The organism is Mycobacterium sp. (assembly GCF_044223235.1).
GTDB lineage: Bacteria > Actinomycetota > Actinomycetes > Mycobacteriales > Mycobacteriaceae > Mycobacterium.
Genome location: NZ_JBGAME010000001.1, coordinates 278,443 through 293,727, shown reverse-complemented (window position 1 = coordinate 293,727; position 15,285 = coordinate 278,443). Strand labels below are relative to the sequence as shown.

Sequence of the window (15,285 nt, the reverse complement as noted above, 5' to 3'; positions counted from 1 at the left end):
CTAGGAAGAAGCGGCGGCCGCCTGCGTGAACCGCACATACCCGTTCGCGTCCAGCTCCTCGGCCAGCTCGGGTCCGCCCGACTCGACGATGCGGCCGCCCATGAAGACGTGCACGAACTGCGGCTGGATGTAGCGCAGGATGCGGGTGTAGTGCGTGATCAGCAGGACGCCGCCGTGCACCTCCTCGGCGTAGCGGTTCACCCCTTCGCTGACCACCCGCAGCGCGTCCACATCCAGTCCGGAGTCGGTCTCGTCGAGGATCGCGATCTTGGGCTTGAGCAGCGCCAGCTGCAGGATCTCGTGGCGCTTCTTCTCGCCGCCCGAGAAGCCTTCGTTCACACTGCGTTCGGAGAATGCCGGGTCGATCTCCAGCGCGTCCATCGCCGACTTGACCTCTTTGATCCAGTGCCGCAGCTTGGGGGCCTCACCCCGAACCGCGGTCGCGGCGGTGCGCAGGAAGTTCGACATGGACACCCCGGACACCTCGACCGGGTACTGCATCGCCAGGAACAGTCCGGCGCGGGCGCGCTCATCGACGGTCATCTCCAGGACGTCTTCACCGTCCAGGGTGATCGAACCGGAGGTGACCACATACTTCGGATGACCGGCGATCGCGTAGGACAGCGTCGACTTGCCCGACCCGTTGGGGCCCATGATCGCGTGCGTCTCCCCGGAGCGAACGGTGAGGTTGACGCCGCGCAGGATCGGAATCTCTTCGGCGGCGTCGGTGGGTGCGACGCTGACGTGCAGGTCCTTGATTTCCAGGGTGGTCATCGGTGAGTGATTCCTTCGGTGAGTTCGAGCTCGTGTTCGATGGCTTCGGTGAGACGCTCGCGCAGCGCGGGAACGGCGATCTTGCCGATGATCTCGCCGAAGAAGCCGCGGACGATCAGGCGGCGGGCCTGGTCCTCGGGGATGCCGCGGGCTTGCAGGTAGAAGAGTTGTTCGTCGTCGAAACGACCGGTCGCACTGGCGTGGCCGGCGCCGACGATCTCGCCGGTCTCGATCTCCAGGTTGGGTACCGAGTCGGCCCTCGCCCCGTCGGTGAGCACCAGGTTGCGGTTGGTTTCGAAGGTGTCGGTTCCCGTCGCCGCGGCACGGATCAGCACGTCACCCACCCAGACGGTGTGCGCGTCGGGCTTGCGTGATTCCGGATCCCCCTGCAGCGCACCCTTGTAGGTCACATGCGAGCGGCAGTTCGGCTGGGCATGGTCGACCAGCAGACGGGATTCGAAGTGCTGACCGTCGTCGGCGAAATACAGGCCAAGCAGCTCGGCGTCGCCACCCGGCGCATCGAAGCGCACCCTGGCGGTCAGCCGCACCACGTCGCCACCGAGGGTGACCGCGACATGCCGCAGCACCGCGTCCTTGCCCAGTGCCGCGTGATGGGAGCTCACATGGACCGCGTCGTCGGCCCAGTCGGCGATCGAGACCACCGTGAGGCGGGCGGATTCGGCCACGACGAACTCGACGTTGTCGGCGTAGGTTCCGCTGCCGCGCTGATCGATCACCACGACGGCCTCGGACAATTCGGCGACCCGCACCTGCACGTGCCCGTAGGCAGTCGACCCCTCACCGGGGCCGCTGACGGTGATCTCGATCGGGTCGTCGACCTTGGTGTCACGGGCGATGCTGACGATCGTGGCGTTTCCGAACGATGAAAATGCCTGGGCTGCCACACGATCAGCGGGGACACCGGCCTGACCGAGGCGTTCGTCGCCGCGGTGGACGGTCTCGATCACCACACCGGGACGTTCGGTCACTTCGATCAGCGCGCTGCCGGTGGTCCCGGCGGAGCCGTCGTGCAGACCGTGCAGCCGCTTGAGCGGCGTGAACCGCCACACCTCGTCGCGGCCGCCGGGCACCTCGAAGGCGTTGACGTCAAAGGACGTGAACTGCTCGCCCTTGTTGGCGGTAGCCAACGTTGAGCCTTTGTTGGCGGTAGCCAACGTTGAGCCTTTGTTGGCGGTAGCCAACATCAAGCCGGGCGTCCCCTCGACAGCCGCCGTCAGGTTGTTCTGAGCCACTTAACCGACCGCACCTTCCATCTGCAGCTCGATGAGCCTGTTGAGTTCCAGGGCGTATTCCATCGGCAGTTCCTTGGCAATCGGTTCGACGAACCCACGCACCACCATCGCCATCGCCTCGTCCTCGGTCAGGCCGCGGCTCATCAGGTAGAACAGCTGATCCTCGCTGACCTTGGAGACGGTGGCCTCGTGGCCCATGGTGACGTCGTCCTCGCGGATGTCGACGTAGGGGTAGGTGTCGGAACGGCTGATCGTATCCACAAGCAGCGCATCGCATTTCACGGATGAGCGCGATCCATGTGCTCCTTTGTTGACCTGCACCAGGCCACGGTAGGACGCGCGGCCACCGCCGCGGGCCACCGACTTGGACACGATGTTGCTGCTGGTGTTCGGGGCCAGGTGCAGCATCTTCGCGCCGGTGTCCTGATGCTGCCCCTCGCCGGCGAAGGCCACCGAGAGCACCTCGCCCTTGGCGTGTTCGCCGGTCATCCACACGGCGGGGTACTTCATCGTGACCTTGGAGCCGATGTTGCCGTCGACCCACTCCATGGTGGCGCCGGCCTCGGCGCGGGCGCGCTTGGTGACCAGGTTGTAGACGTTGTTCGACCAGTTCTGGATGGTCGTATAACGGCATCGCCCGCCGGGCTTGACGATGATCTCGACGACCGCGGAGTGCAGCGAATCGCTCTTGTAGATCGGCGCGGTACAGCCCTCGACGTAGTGCACGTAGGCGCCCTCGTCGACGATGATAAGCGTCCGCTCGAACTGGCCCATGTTCTCGGTGTTGATGCGGAAGTAGGCCTGCAGCGGGATGTCGACGTGCACACCCGGCGGTACATAGATGAACGAACCGCCGCTCCACACCGCGGTGTTCAGCGCCGAGAATTTGTTGTCACCGGCCGGGATCACGGTGCCGAAGTACTGCTTGAACATCTCCGGATGCTCACGCAGCGCGGTGTCGGTATCGAGGAAGACGACGCCCTGCGCCTCAAGGTCCTCGCGGATCTGGTGGTAGACCACCTCGGACTCGTACTGCGCGGCGACGCCGGACACCAACCGCTGCTTCTCGGCCTCCGGGATGCCCAGCCGATCGTAGGTGTTGCGGATGTCCTCGGGCAGCTCTTCCCAGGACGCCGCCTGCTTCTCGGTGGAGCGTACGAAGTACTTGATGTTGTCGAAGTCGATGCCGTCGAGGTTCGACCCCCACCGCGGCATGGGCTTCTTGCCGAAGGTGCGCAGCGCGCGCAATCGGATGTCCAGCATCCAGTCCGGCTCGTCCTTCTTGGCCGAGATGTCGCGCACCACAGCCTCGGACAGGCCGCGCTGCGCCGCGCTTCCCGCGATGTCGGAGTCGGCCCAACCGTAGCCGTATCGGCCCAGCGAGGCGATAGCCTCCTCCTGGGTCAACTGTTCAGGCGTAGCGGTCATGTCGACGCTCCTTGTGGTTGTCGTGAAGGCGGTCGTGATGGTCCGGCGCGGGCTGCACGCGGGGGGTCAGTGCTTGTCTACGAGTGGGTCTGCGAGTGGTACGTGGGTGGTGCATGCGCAATCACCGTTGACCAGCGTGGCCAAGCGCTGCACATGGGTGCCGAGGATCTCGGCGAAAGCCTCCCGCTCGGTTTCACACATCTCCGGGAACTCCTCGGCGACGTGTGACACCGGGCAGTGGTGCTGACAGATCTGCACACCGTGGACCGGTCCCTGCACCCGCGTGGTCGTGGTGGCATAGCCGGCGTCGGTGAGGGCGGCGGCGACGCGCTCGGCGGTCTCCTCGACGCCGCCGGGCTCGTCGCCGACGCCCGACAGGATGGTGTCCATGCGCCGCCGGGCAAACGTCCGGATGGCGTCGTCACCGCCGATCTCGCGCAGCTGACGCATCGCGGCGACCGCGAGATCGTCGTAGGTGTGGCCAAGCTTGGCCCGCCCTGCGGCCGTGAGCCGGTAGCGCTTGGCCGGCCTGCCCCTGCCGTTGTGCTGCCACGGCGCTGCCGCGCTCGCCTGCGCCTCGCCCGCCTCGATCAATGCGTCGAGATGCCTGCGCACGCCTGCGGCCGAGATGCCGAGCCGTTCACTGATCTGCCCCGCCGTGATCGGGCCCTCCAGCAGCAGCTGGATGATGGCCCGGCGGGTATGGCCGTCGGAGACGACGCCGACTGGACTGTCGGTGCCATCGAGATCCGGACGGAATTTCACAACACCATTGTGGCGGAATTCCGGCGACGGATCTAGCAAGGGCAGCCTTACTGAGGCTTACAGATCGACTGCCGCACTCCTCCGACTACGCTGCTCAGAATGGCTCCTAGTGCCGGGCGCCTTTCGTCCCTCAGCTCCTCGATCGCCCGATGGCACGGCGATGAGCGCACGGTGGGGTTACCCCTCAACCAGGCCGAGCTCGTCGCCATGCGCCGTACGCGGCTGTTCGGCGCCACCGGCACGGTCCTGATGGCGATCGGCGCGCTCGGGGCGGGCGCTCGGCCCGTCGTGCAGGATCCGACCTTCGGCGTGCGGCTGCTCAACCTGCCCTCCCGCATCCAGACGGTGTCGCTGACGATGACCACCACCGGCGCGGTGATGATGGCGCTGGCCTGGCTGATGCTGGGCAGGTTCACGCTGGGAACCCGGCGGATGTCGCGCGGTCAGCTGGACCGCACGCTGTTGTTGTGGGCGCTGCCCCTACTGATGGCGCCGCCCATGTACAGCAAGGACGTCTACTCCTACCTGGCGCAGAGCCAGATCGCGCTGATCGGCCTTGACCCCTACCGGGTCGGGCCGGCCACCGGGCTGGGACTCGAACACGTCTTCACCCTGTCGGTCCCCAGCCTGTGGCGGGAAACGCCGGCGCCGTACGGGCCGCTGTTCCTGTGGATCGGCAAGGGCATCTCGGCGCTGACCGGTGAGAACATCGTGGCGGCGGTGCTCTTCCACCGGGTGGTCGTGCTGGTGGGTGTCGGCCTGATCGTCTGGGCCACCCCGCGCCTGGCACGCCGCTGCGGCGTCGCCGACGTCAGCGCGCTGTGGCTCGGGCCGTGCAACCCGCTGTTGTTCATGCATCTGGTGGCGGGCATCCACAACGAGGCCCTCATGCTCGGCCTGATGCTGGCGGGCACCGAGTTCGCATTGCGCGGGGTGGACAGCATCGGCACGGCGGCCCGAGCGGCCCGGGGGTATCCGCAAGTCATGCTCATCCTGGGCACCGTACTCATCACCATGTCGTCGCAGGTCAAGCTGCCGTCCCTGCTCGCGCTGGGGTTCGTCGCGATGGCGCTGGCGTGCCGGATGGGCGGCACGTTCAAAGCGTTCCTGATCGCCGGCGGCTCGCTGTCGGCGGTATCGGTGGCGGTGATGGCCCTGATCGGGTGGGCCAGCGGCCTGGGTTTCGGCTGGATGTTCACCCTGGGCACCGCCAACGTGGTGCGCAGCTGGATGTCCCCGCCGACGCTGCTCGCTTTGGGCACCGGGCAGGTCGGCATCCTGTTGGGGCTGGGTGATCACACCACGGCGGTACTGGGCCTGACCCGCGCCATCGGCGTGGTCATCATCGCGATCCTGGTGACGTGGCTGTTGCTGGCGGTGCTGCGGGGCAAGCTGCATCCGGTCGGTGGCCTCGGGGTGGCGCTGGGCGCGACGGTGCTGTTGTTCCCCGTGGTGCAGCCGTGGTATCTGCTCTGGGCGATCATCCCGCTCGCGGCCTGGGCCACCCGCCCCGGCTTCCGTGGCTCGACGATCGCGATCACGCTGATCGTGGGCATCTTCGGTCCGACCGCCAACGGTGACCGTTTCACGCTGTTCCAGATCGTCATGGCGACGCTGGCGAGCGCCCTGATCGTGCTGTTGCTGATCGCGCTGACCTATCACCGGCTGCCGTGGCGACCGCTACCCGACCCCACCGAGACCGACGATCCGGAGGCTGCGCAGCCGCCTGCGGACGGTCCGTCGCCACCAGCGGCGCAGCCGCCGAAATCCGACGCCTACGCTGAGTCTCCGTGACCTCGTCATCCGGTGCCGGCTCCCCGTCGGCCGACCCAGTGCGCCTGAACGGGGTCACCAAGCGGTACGGGTCGATGACGGCGGTTTCCGGCCTCGACCTCGTGGTCGGCCGCGCCGAGGTGTTCGCGCTGCTCGGCCCCAACGGCGCCGGCAAAACGACGACGGTGGAGATGTGCGAGGGCTTCATTCGCCCCGACGAGGGCAGCATCGAGATCCTCGGCCTGGATCCCACGGTTGACAACACCCGGGTGCGGGAGCGCATCGGGGTCATGCTGCAGGGCGGCGGCGGTTACCCGGCGGCCCGCGCAGGCGAGATGCTTCGCCTCGTCGCGTCGTATGCCGCCAACCCGCTCGACCCGGAGTGGCTGATGGAGACGCTGGGGCTCACCGAAGCGGCCCGCACCGCCTACCGGCGGCTCTCAGGCGGCCAGCAACAACGCCTGGCACTGGCCTGTGCCGTGGTGGGCAGGCCCGAGCTGGTGTTTCTCGACGAGCCGACGGCGGGGATGGACGCCCACGCCCGGATCGTGGTGTGGGAGTTGATCGACGGACTGCGCCGCGACGGCGTCACGGTGGTGCTGACGACCCACCAGCTCAGCGAGGCCGAGGAGCTGGCCGACCGGCTGATGATCATCGATCACGGCGTACCGGTGGCCACCGGAACTCCCGCCGAGTTGATGCGCACCGGCGCCGAGAACCAGTTGCGGTTCCGCGCGCCCCGGATGCTGGACCTATCGCTGCTGATCTCCGCGCTGCCGGAGAGTTACCGGACGTCGGAGACGTCGCCCGGCGAGTATCTCGTGGAGGGGCACATCGACCCGCAGGTGCTTGCCACCGTGACCGCGTGGTGCGCCCGCCTCGACGTGCTGGCCACCGATATGCGCGTCGAGCAGCGCAGCCTCGAGGATGTGTTCCTGGATCTGACGGGACGGGAGTTGCGGTCGTGACGAGCGCTGGCGCGAGCAACGAAAAAACCCAGACGAGCGCTGGCGCGAGGAACGGCGGGACGTCGGCGAACCGCTTCGCTCCCGGCACATTCACCCCCGACCCCCGCCCCGCTTCGGTGCCGAGCATGCTGGCGGCGCAGTTCGGGCTCGAGCTGAAGCTGCTGCTGCGCAACGGTGAGCAGCTGCTGCTGACGATGTTCATCCCGATCACGCTGCTGGTCGGCATGACCCTGCTGCCGCTGGGCTCGTTCGGCCCGAACCGGGTGGCGACGTTCGTCCCGGCGATCATGGCGCTGGCGGTGATATCCACGGCGTTCACCGGCCAGGCCATCGCCGTCGCCTTCGACCGTCGCTACGGCGCGCTCAAACGGCTCGGAGCGACCGCGCTACCGGTGTGGGGCATCATCGCGGGCAAATCGTTGGCGGTGGTCGCGGTCGTGTTCCTGCAGTCGCTTTTGCTGGGCGCCATCGGCGTCGCCCTGGGCTGGCGGCCACCGCTGGCAGGCCTGGCGCTCGGCGCGGTCGTCATCGCCCTAGGGACCGCCGCCTTCGCAGCGCTGGGACTGCTGCTCGGCGGATCGCTGCGCGCCGAGATCGTCCTGGCCGTGGGCAACCTGCTGTGGTTCGTGTTCGCAGGAATCGGCGCACTGACGTTGCAGGGCGGCATCGAGGGGGGTGTGGTGCCCGAGGCACTCCGCTGGATCGCCAGGCTGACGCCGTCGGGCGCGCTGACCGAGGCGCTCTCGCAAGCCATGACGCTGTCGGTGGACTGGTTCGGGATGGCGGTGCTGGCGGTGTGGGGCGTGCTCGCGGCGCTGGGTGCGCTGCGCTGGTTCCGCTTCACCTGACCCCGCCACCGGTCGGCAGGAGATCAGGCAGCAGGAATTCGAACTGGCCGACCTCCTCGATGTTGTGGCGGATCCAGGCATGCACCATGTGATCGGGGAGGCGACGGGTCAGCGCACGGTTGACCGGCGCGAAGAACGCCGAACGGGCGCCGATGTCCAGCACGCTGACGTAGTGGGCGCCGTCGGTGCCCGGCGACCATGTGTGTTCCAGCTGGAAGATCACCGCACCGGCGACCCGCTGAACCAGCCGGATGCCGGTCTCGTCGAGCTTCTCGACACGGTCCACCACATCGACCCGGTACTCCGGCCGTCCCCCGAACGCCTCCACGATCCGGAATCGGGCGCCCTCGGCGGCGCCGCCGTGCGGCGCGGGCCGCTCCAGTTCCCACCGGATGTGGTCGATCGGGTGCCATGCGAGATACCGGTCGACCATCGCGCCGCCGTAGGCGATGGTGCCGCCGAGGTTGGTGAACCAGTTCAGCAGCATCGCCGGAGTGACACCCGGCAGCGGCCGGTGGCAGATGGTCACCCTCCTGCGGTGGTGAGGGGCAGCGCGGAACGTGACCGTCGCGGTATCGACAGAGCGCAGGGGAAAGAGGATCGGGACGGACATCTCATCTCCAAGATACGAGTGCGTTTCTTATTTGTCCTCAACCTAGCCCTCAAGGTTAAGATACGCAAGCGTTTCTTGTTCGAGACTGGAGGCAGCGTGACGCGACGACGACGCGGTGAGGAACTCGACGCGGCCATTCGCGCGGCCGTCATGACACTGCTGGCCGAGCACGGCCCGGCGGCCGTCACGATGGAGGCGGTCGCCGCGGCGGCCCGAACCAGCAAGCCGGTCCTGTACCGGCGCTGGCCCGACGGCCGGGCACTGCTGCGCGACACCCTGCTGCGCTCCGCGGTGGCGGGCATCCCGCACACCGACACCGGCAGCTACCGCGGCGACATGCTCGCGGTCCTGCGCGGCTGGGCGGAGCTGTTCGCCGGTCCGCAGGCCGCGGCCATGCGTTCGGTGATCGCGGCCATGGCGCATGACGCCGATCTCGCGGAGGCATTCCGCTCCGACGTCATCGGCTGGCGCAAACGGGAGATGGCCGCGCTGCTGGCCCGGGGTGTGGCCCGCGGCGACGTCCGGGCCGATGTCCCCGTCGAGATCGCCCGCGAGCTCGGGCAGAGCGTGCTGTGGCATCGCCTGCTGGTGACGGGCGACCCGATCAGCGACGCGCTGCTCGTGCAGCTTGTCGACGAGGTGTTGGTGCCGTTCGCCGCACCGCGCACCTGACGTCCGGCCATGCACAACCCTGATCCCTACTACGTGACGTAGTTTGCAGTCATCTACGATCGGGCCGTGCCCGTCGGACGACTTTTTCAGCGGCTGGTCGACCTGCTGCCGATGCCGAGCGTGCGGATCCAGCGCATCATCGCCGCCGCGGTCATCCTGACCCAGGGCGGCATCGCGGTCACCGGGGCCATCGTCCGGGTCACCGCGTCGGGGCTGGGCTGCCCGACATGGCCGCAGTGCTTCCCCGGCAGCTTCACGCCCGTTCCGGTCGCCGAGGTGCCGGTCATTCACCAGGCGGTCGAATTCGGCAACCGGATGCTCACCTTCCTGGTGGTGCTGACCGCGGTGGCGGCGGTGCTGGCGGTCACCCGGGCGCGCCGCAGGCGCGAGGTGCTCTTCTATGCCTGGCTGATGCCCGCGTCGACGGTCGTACAGGCGGTGATCGGCGGTATCACCGTCCTGACCGGGCTGTTGTGGTGGACGGTGGCCATCCACCTCATCGCGTCGATGGCCATGGTCTGGCTGGCGGTGCTGCTGTTCGTCAAGGTCGGCGAACCCGACGACGGGGCCGCGGTGACCACGTTGCTCGTACCCCGCCAGCTGCGCCGGCTGACCGCACTCGGCGGCGTCGCGCTCGCCGGCGTGCTCGTCAGCGGCACCCTGGTCACCGGCGCCGGTCCCCATGCCGGCGACAAGAGCATCGATCAGCCGGTGCCGCGCCTGCAAGTCGAGATCACCACCCTGGTGCACCTGCATTCGTCGCTGCTGGTGGCCTACCTGTCCCTGCTGGTCGCGCTGGGATTCGCGCTGACGGCGGTGCACGCACCGCGGCCGGTGATGGTCCGGCTTGCGGTGCTCGTCGGCCTGGTCTGCGCCCAGGCGCTGGTCGGGGTCGTGCAGTTCGCCACCGGCGTTCCCGCCGCCCTGGTCGCCATCCACGTCGCGGGTGCCGCCGCATGCACAGCGGCCACCTCAGCGCTGTGGGCCTCGATGTGCGAACGGACCAAGGCCGAAGCCCTCCAGCGCTGACTGGACGGCCACCGCAAAGTCGCGCTGCCGAAGCGCGCGGGTGTGGTCGTCGAGCTGGCGCCAGCCCAGCGACGGCTCGACCAGCTCCAGCTCCAGCAGCCGCGGATCGTCCGCTCCCCCGATCACATCGACGCGCGCGTAGAGCAGCTGCGCGGGTGCGATGGCGAACCGTGCCGCCGCGGCCCGCACCGCGGCGTAGCCGAGATCCCACAGCTCATCGTCGGGCTCTGCCGGCGTCAACGACTCCTCGGCGTACGTGCCCGATTCGTCGAATGCGGGCGTGTCGCCCTGTGCGGGCAGGATCGGCCCCTTGGTGAACGCATGCGACTGCCTGCCCGCGACGAACACCAGCGCCGTCTCCCCGTTGCGGATGCGGTCGTCGTAGGGCTGCACGAGCGCCGTGCGCCCCTGGGCGTGCAGCGACTCCGCGTGTGCGCGTGCCGCGTCTGACTCGGTGAACCGCTGCGCCCCCACCGAACCCGCACCGACCGCCGGTTTGACCACGACCTCCCCCGCGGGCACCCGCACCCGCTCGCCGGGTGCGAAGAACCGGCTCGGCACGACGGGGACACCGGCATCCGCGAGGTCGGCGAGGTAGTGCTTGTCGGTGTTCCACGCGACCACGGCGGCAGGGTTGAGCAGGTTGCCGACGCGCGCCGTCCAGGACAGGAACTCGTCGAGGCGGTCGATGTAATCCCAGGTGGCCCGCAGGATCACCAGGTCGGCCTCGGCGGTGGCCGGGTCGTCCCAGGACAGCCAGCGGGCATGTAGCCCGCGTCTGCGCAGTGCGGGAATCAGCCCCGCGTCATCCCCGTCGCCGTCAGGCAGCGCCGGGCAGCCCGCGAGCACGATGCGGGGATGGAAGATATCGGGCCGGGCCAGTTTCACACCCGGGATGATAGGCACGCCATGATAGTCAGCATGTACGCCATCGAAGTCGCAGAAACAGGTGGTCCCGAAGTCCTCGCCTACCTGGAGAAACCGCAACCGACTCCGGGCCCCGGCCAGGTGCTGATCAAGGCCGAGGCGATCGGGGTGAATTTCATCGACACCTACTTCCGGTCGGGGATCTATCCGAAGCCGCTGCCGTTCGTGGTGGGCTCCGAAGTGTGCGGCACCGTCGCGGCCGTCGGCGAGGACGTCGCCGCCCTGACCGTCGGCGACCGGGTGGTCACCTCCGTCGCGGACGGTTCGTACGCCGAGTACTCGGTGGCACCCGCCGACTTCTGTGCGTACGTGCCCGAGGGGGTGGCGCCCGAGGTCGCCGCCTCGTCGCTGCTCAAGGGGATGACAGCGCACTATCTGATCAAGTCCGTCTACCCCGTCCAGCAGGGCGACTCCGTGCTGCTGCACGCCGGAGCCGGCGGCGTCGGCCTGATCCTGACGCAGTGGGCCACCAGCCTGGCCGCCCGCGTCATCACCACGGTGTCCACCCCGGAGAAGGCAGAGCTGTCCCGCCAGGCAGGCGCGGTGGAGGTGCTCGACTACCCCGCGGACCCGCAGGAGTTCGGCGCGAAGATCCGCGATCTGACCGACGGCAACGGTGTCGCCGCGGTGTACGACGGCGTCGGCGCCGCGACCTTCGACGCGAGCCTGGCCAGCCTGGCGGTGCGCGGCACGCTGGCGTTGTTCGGCGCATCCAGCGGCCCCGTCCCGCCGGTCGACCCACAGCGGCTCAACGCCGCGGGCTCGGTGTATCTGACCAGGCCCAACCTCGCCCATTTCATTCGGACGCCCGACGAATTCGGCTGGCGCGCCGGCGAGCTGCTCAACGCCATCGCGTCGGGCACCCTGCAGGTGACGGTGAGTGAGCGATACCCACTCGCCGAGGCCGAACGGGCCCATCGCGACCTGCAGGGCCGCAAGACCGTGGGCTCGGTGGTGCTTACGCCGTGACGTCAGCGGCTAGAACAGGCTGACCATGGTCGGCAGGGCCAGCGCCGAGTCGACGGCCAGCGCGCAGAACACGACCGCCAGATAGTTGTTCGACTGCAGGAACAGCCGCAGTGGCTTTACCGGCTGGCCGCGGCGCACGCCCGCGGCGAGCTGGTGCGCCATCAGCAGGAACCACGCACCCGCCAGCACCGCGACGGCCGCGTACAGCCAGCCCGCCGCCAGCGCCAGCACCAGCGTCGAGACCACGGTCAGCCAGGTGTAGACCACGATGTGGGTGGTCACCTGGCGTTCGGTGGCGACCGCGGGCAGCATCGGCACCCCGGCGGCGCGGTAGTCGTCCTTGTAGCGCATGGCCAGCGCCCAGGTGTGCGGCGGCGTCCAGAAGAAGATCACCGCGAACATCGCCAGGGCGGGCCACTGGATGGTGCCGGTGACCGCCGACCAGCCGATCATCACCGGCATGCAGCCGGCCGCCCCGCCCCACACCACGTTCTGCGAGGTGCGCCGCTTGAGCAGCAGCGTGTAGACGAAGACGTAGAAGGCGATGGTGCCGACGGCGAGCAGACCCGAAAGCAGATTGGTGGTCCACCACAGCCAGCCGAACGACACGGCGCTAAGTACCAGACCATAGATCAGCGCGTGCCTGGTCGGCACGCTGGCGCGGGCCAGCGGCCTGCGCGCCGTGCGCTTCATGACCTTGTCGATGTCGGCGTCAGCGACACAATTGAGCGTGTTGGCGCCCGCGGCGGCGAGCATGCCGCCGACCAACGTGTTGAAGATCAGCAGGGGATCGACCGTTCCGCGGTCGGCCAACAGCATGGCCGGTATCGCGGTGACGAGCAGCAGTTCGATAACCCGCGGCTTCGTCAGCGCCACATAGGCTAAGAGCCTGGAACCCAGGTGCGTGGAACCCAGCCGGCTCGGCGCCTCAGGGGTTGACCGGCGCTGGCGAATGCTCACACAAATAACTCCTACTAGGTCGCGCGGGACGGCGGCAGTCGCGCAGCTCTACTACGGACGATGGTAGACCGCGCGGGGCCCCTTGCATCACCGCAGGGTCGATTCCGCATGCGCAGTGCGCCACCGCGCCGACGCGCACTAGGGTTGGGAAAAGCGCCCTACCCGCCATGACATGCACGGAGGAGTTCGCTTGTGACCACTGTGGAAGAAATCGCCACCCTCACCGAGCCGTACCACCCCGACGACTGGTCGGAGCTGGATTCGCGGGCGGTGGACACGGTGCGGGTGTTGGCTGCCGATGCGGTGCAGAAGGTCGGCAACGGGCATCCGGGGACGGCGATGAGTTTGGCGCCGCTGGCCTACACCCTGTTTCAGCGGCAGATGCGCCACGATCCCAGCGACACCCACTGGTTGGGGCGCGACCGCTTCGTGTTGTCGTGTGGGCATTCCAGCCTGACCATCTACCTGCAGCTCTACCTGGGTGGGTTCGGGTTGGAGCTGGCCGACATCGAGGCGCTGCGCACCTGGAAGTCCAAGACCCCTGGTCATCCGGAGTTCCGCCACACCAAAGGTGTGGAGATCACCACCGGTCCGCTGGGCCAGGGGCTGGCCTCGGCGGTGGGGATGGCGATGGCCTCGCGCTACGAACGCGGCCTGTTCGATCCGGATCCGGCGTGGGGGGCCAGCCCGTTCGACCACTACATCTACGTGATCGCCTCGGACGGCGACATCGAAGAGGGAGTTACCAGCGAGGCGTCCTCGCTGGCCGCCACCCAGCAGCTGGGCAATCTGATCGTGTTCTACGACAACAACAAGATCTCCATCGAGCACGACACCGACATCGCACTGTCCGAGGATGTCGCGGCCCGCTACCGGGCCTACGGCTGGCATGTGCAGGAGGTGGACGGCGGGGAGAACGTGGTGGGCATCGAGGCGGCGATCACCGCGGCCAAGGCCGTCACCGATCAGCCGTCGTTCATCGCGTTGCGCACCATCATCGGCTATCCGGCCCCGACCAAGATGAACACCGGCGGGGTGCACGGCTCGGCGTTGGGCGCCGACGAGGTCGCGGCGACCAAACGGGTGCTGGGCTTCGACCCGGACCAGTCTTTCGAGGTCAGCGAGGACGTGATCACCCACACCCGCGGCCTGGTCGCCCGCGGTAAACAAGCCCACGAGGCCTGGCAGGCCGATTTCGAGGCGTGGGCGGCGCGTGAGCCCGACCGCAAGGCGCTGCTGGATCGGCTGCTGGCCGGCGAGTTGCCGCAGGGCTGGGACGCCGAGCTGACCCAGTGGGAGCCCGGATCCAAGGCGGTGGCCACCCGGGCGGCGTTCGGTCAGGTGCTCAACGATGTCGCCCCCAAGCTGCCCGAACTGTGGGGCGGCTCGGCGGATCTGGCCGGGTCCAACAACACCACCATCAAGGGGGTGAAGTCGTTCGGGCCACCCTCGATCTCCACCGCCGACTTCACCGCCGACTGGTACGGGCGGGTGTTGCACTTCGGCATCCGTGAACACGCGATGGGCTCGATCCTGTCCGGGATCGTGCTGCACGGTCCGACCCGGGCGTTCGGCGGCACGTTTTTGCAGTTCTCCGATTACATGCGCCCGGCGGTGCGGTTGGCGTCGCTGATGAACATCGACACCCTCTACATCTGGACCCACGACTCGATCGGGCTGGGTGAGGACGGCCCGACGCATCAGCCCATCGAGCACCTGGCCGCGCTGCGCGCCATCCCGAACCTGGCGGTGGTGCGCCCCGGTGACCCCAACGAAACCGCCTACGCCTGGCGCAGCATCATCGCCCGCGGCGCCAGCAGCGGCCCGGCCGGTTTCATCCTGACCCGCCAGGCCATCCCGGTCCTGGAGGGCACCGATCCCGAGGGGGTGGCCCGGGGTGGCTACGTCCTGGGCGGCGGTAATCCCGCCGACGATGCCGATGTGCTCATCATCGCCACCGGCTCGGAACTGCAACTCGCGGTGGAGGCTCGAAAACTCTTGGCGGACAAGGACATCAACGCCTACGTGGTGTCGATGCCGTGTATGGAGTGGTTCCAGCAACAGCCGCAGGCCTACCGGGATGCGGTGCTGCCACCGGATGTCTCCGCGCGCGTCGCGGTCGAAGCGGGCATCGCGATGCCTTGGCACAAATGGGTCGGCGACACCGGCGAGATCGTCTCCATCGAGCACTACGGCGAATCCGCCGACGACAAAACGTTGTTCCGCGAATTCGGGTTCACCCCAGAGGCTGTGGTGGCCGCCGCCGAACGCTCGTTGGACAACTAACTAAGGCAGAAAGAGGGACC

14 protein-coding genes are annotated in these 15,285 nt (G+C 68.3%); 7 read left to right on the top strand and 7 right to left on the bottom strand.

Annotated features, from left to right (window positions below):
- The 4 genes from sufC to ADBZ6K_RS01315 form a co-directional block, all read right to left on the bottom strand.
- Nucleotides 1–774, bottom strand: coding sequence for a Fe-S cluster assembly ATPase SufC (sufC, locus tag ADBZ6K_RS01330; protein ID WP_526344013.1), 774 nt, complete (start codon nucleotides 772–774; stop codon nucleotides 1–3).
- Nucleotides 771–1,979 carry a Fe-S cluster assembly protein SufD gene (gene sufD / locus ADBZ6K_RS01325; RefSeq protein ID WP_526344342.1) on the bottom strand — a complete coding sequence of 403 codons (1,209 nt, stop codon included), beginning with the start codon at nucleotides 1,977–1,979 and terminating at the stop codon, nucleotides 771–773. The genes sufC and sufD overlap by 4 nt, the downstream gene beginning before the upstream one ends.
- 48 nt (nucleotides 1,980–2,027) lie before the next feature.
- On the bottom strand, nucleotides 2,028–3,455 hold the full coding sequence (gene sufB, locus ADBZ6K_RS01320; RefSeq protein WP_526344012.1) for a Fe-S cluster assembly protein SufB: 1,428 nt from the start codon (nucleotides 3,453–3,455) through the stop codon (nucleotides 2,028–2,030).
- 66 nt (nucleotides 3,456–3,521) lie between these two features.
- Entirely contained in the window at nucleotides 3,522–4,220 is a 699-nt protein-coding gene (locus ADBZ6K_RS01315; protein WP_526344011.1) for a helix-turn-helix transcriptional regulator, read from the bottom strand.
- A gap of 99 nt (nucleotides 4,221–4,319) precedes the next feature.
- On the opposite strand from ADBZ6K_RS01315, the gene mptB reads away from it, so the two are divergent.
- From mptB to ADBZ6K_RS01300, 3 genes are all read left to right on the top strand, one after another.
- Entirely contained in the window at nucleotides 4,320–6,014 is a 1,695-nt protein-coding gene (mptB, locus tag ADBZ6K_RS01310) for a polyprenol phosphomannose-dependent alpha 1,6 mannosyltransferase MptB (RefSeq protein ID WP_526344010.1), read from the top strand.
- A gap of 74 nt (nucleotides 6,015–6,088) precedes the next feature.
- A complete protein-coding gene (locus ADBZ6K_RS01305) occupies nucleotides 6,089–6,961 on the top strand; it encodes an ATP-binding cassette domain-containing protein (protein WP_526344341.1) in 873 nt (290 codons plus the stop codon).
- Between the two features lie 116 nt (nucleotides 6,962–7,077).
- Nucleotides 7,078–7,809: an ABC transporter permease gene (locus ADBZ6K_RS01300; RefSeq protein ID WP_526344340.1), complete on the top strand. Its 732-nt coding sequence runs from the start codon at nucleotides 7,078–7,080 to the stop codon at nucleotides 7,807–7,809.
- Here the strand turns inward: ADBZ6K_RS01300 and ADBZ6K_RS01295 are convergent.
- Nucleotides 7,802–8,422 (bottom strand): hypothetical protein, encoded by a 621-nt coding sequence (locus tag ADBZ6K_RS01295; protein ID WP_526344009.1) that lies wholly within the window; start codon nucleotides 8,420–8,422, stop codon nucleotides 7,802–7,804. The genes ADBZ6K_RS01300 and ADBZ6K_RS01295 overlap by 8 nt on opposite strands.
- Before the next feature lie 150 nt (nucleotides 8,423–8,572).
- Between ADBZ6K_RS01295 and ADBZ6K_RS01290 the strand changes: the two genes are divergently transcribed.
- Together ADBZ6K_RS01290 and ADBZ6K_RS01285 are read left to right on the top strand one after the other, a co-directional pair.
- Nucleotides 8,573–9,094, top strand: a complete 522-nt coding sequence (locus ADBZ6K_RS01290) for a TetR/AcrR family transcriptional regulator (protein WP_526344339.1) — start codon at nucleotides 8,573–8,575, stop codon at nucleotides 9,092–9,094.
- 111 nt (nucleotides 9,095–9,205) lie between these two features.
- Nucleotides 9,206–10,123, top strand: a complete 918-nt coding sequence (locus ADBZ6K_RS01285; RefSeq protein WP_526344338.1) for a COX15/CtaA family protein — start codon at nucleotides 9,206–9,208, stop codon at nucleotides 10,121–10,123.
- Here ADBZ6K_RS01285 and ADBZ6K_RS01280 read toward each other — a convergent pair.
- Nucleotides 10,067–11,011 carry an ATP-grasp domain-containing protein gene (locus ADBZ6K_RS01280; RefSeq protein WP_526344337.1) on the bottom strand — a complete coding sequence of 315 codons (945 nt, stop codon included), beginning with the start codon at nucleotides 11,009–11,011 and terminating at the stop codon, nucleotides 10,067–10,069. The two genes, ADBZ6K_RS01285 and ADBZ6K_RS01280, sit on opposite strands and share 57 nt — an antisense overlap.
- A gap of 33 nt (nucleotides 11,012–11,044) precedes the next feature.
- On the opposite strand from ADBZ6K_RS01280, the gene ADBZ6K_RS01275 reads away from it, so the two are divergent.
- Nucleotides 11,045–12,019: a quinone oxidoreductase family protein gene (locus tag ADBZ6K_RS01275; protein ID WP_526344008.1), complete on the top strand. Its 975-nt coding sequence runs from the start codon at nucleotides 11,045–11,047 to the stop codon at nucleotides 12,017–12,019.
- A gap of 9 nt (nucleotides 12,020–12,028) precedes the next feature.
- Here ADBZ6K_RS01275 and ADBZ6K_RS01270 read toward each other — a convergent pair whose 3' ends face one another.
- Nucleotides 12,029–12,934 (bottom strand): heme o synthase, encoded by a 906-nt coding sequence (locus tag ADBZ6K_RS01270; protein WP_526344336.1) that lies wholly within the window; start codon nucleotides 12,932–12,934, stop codon nucleotides 12,029–12,031.
- A 237-nt stretch (nucleotides 12,935–13,171) separates the two neighbouring features.
- Between ADBZ6K_RS01270 and tkt the strand changes: the two genes are divergently transcribed.
- Nucleotides 13,172–15,265 carry a transketolase gene (gene tkt, locus ADBZ6K_RS01265; RefSeq protein WP_526344007.1) on the top strand — a complete coding sequence of 698 codons (2,094 nt, stop codon included), beginning with the start codon at nucleotides 13,172–13,174 and terminating at the stop codon, nucleotides 15,263–15,265.
- The last annotated feature ends 20 nt before the right edge of the window (nucleotides 15,266–15,285 follow it).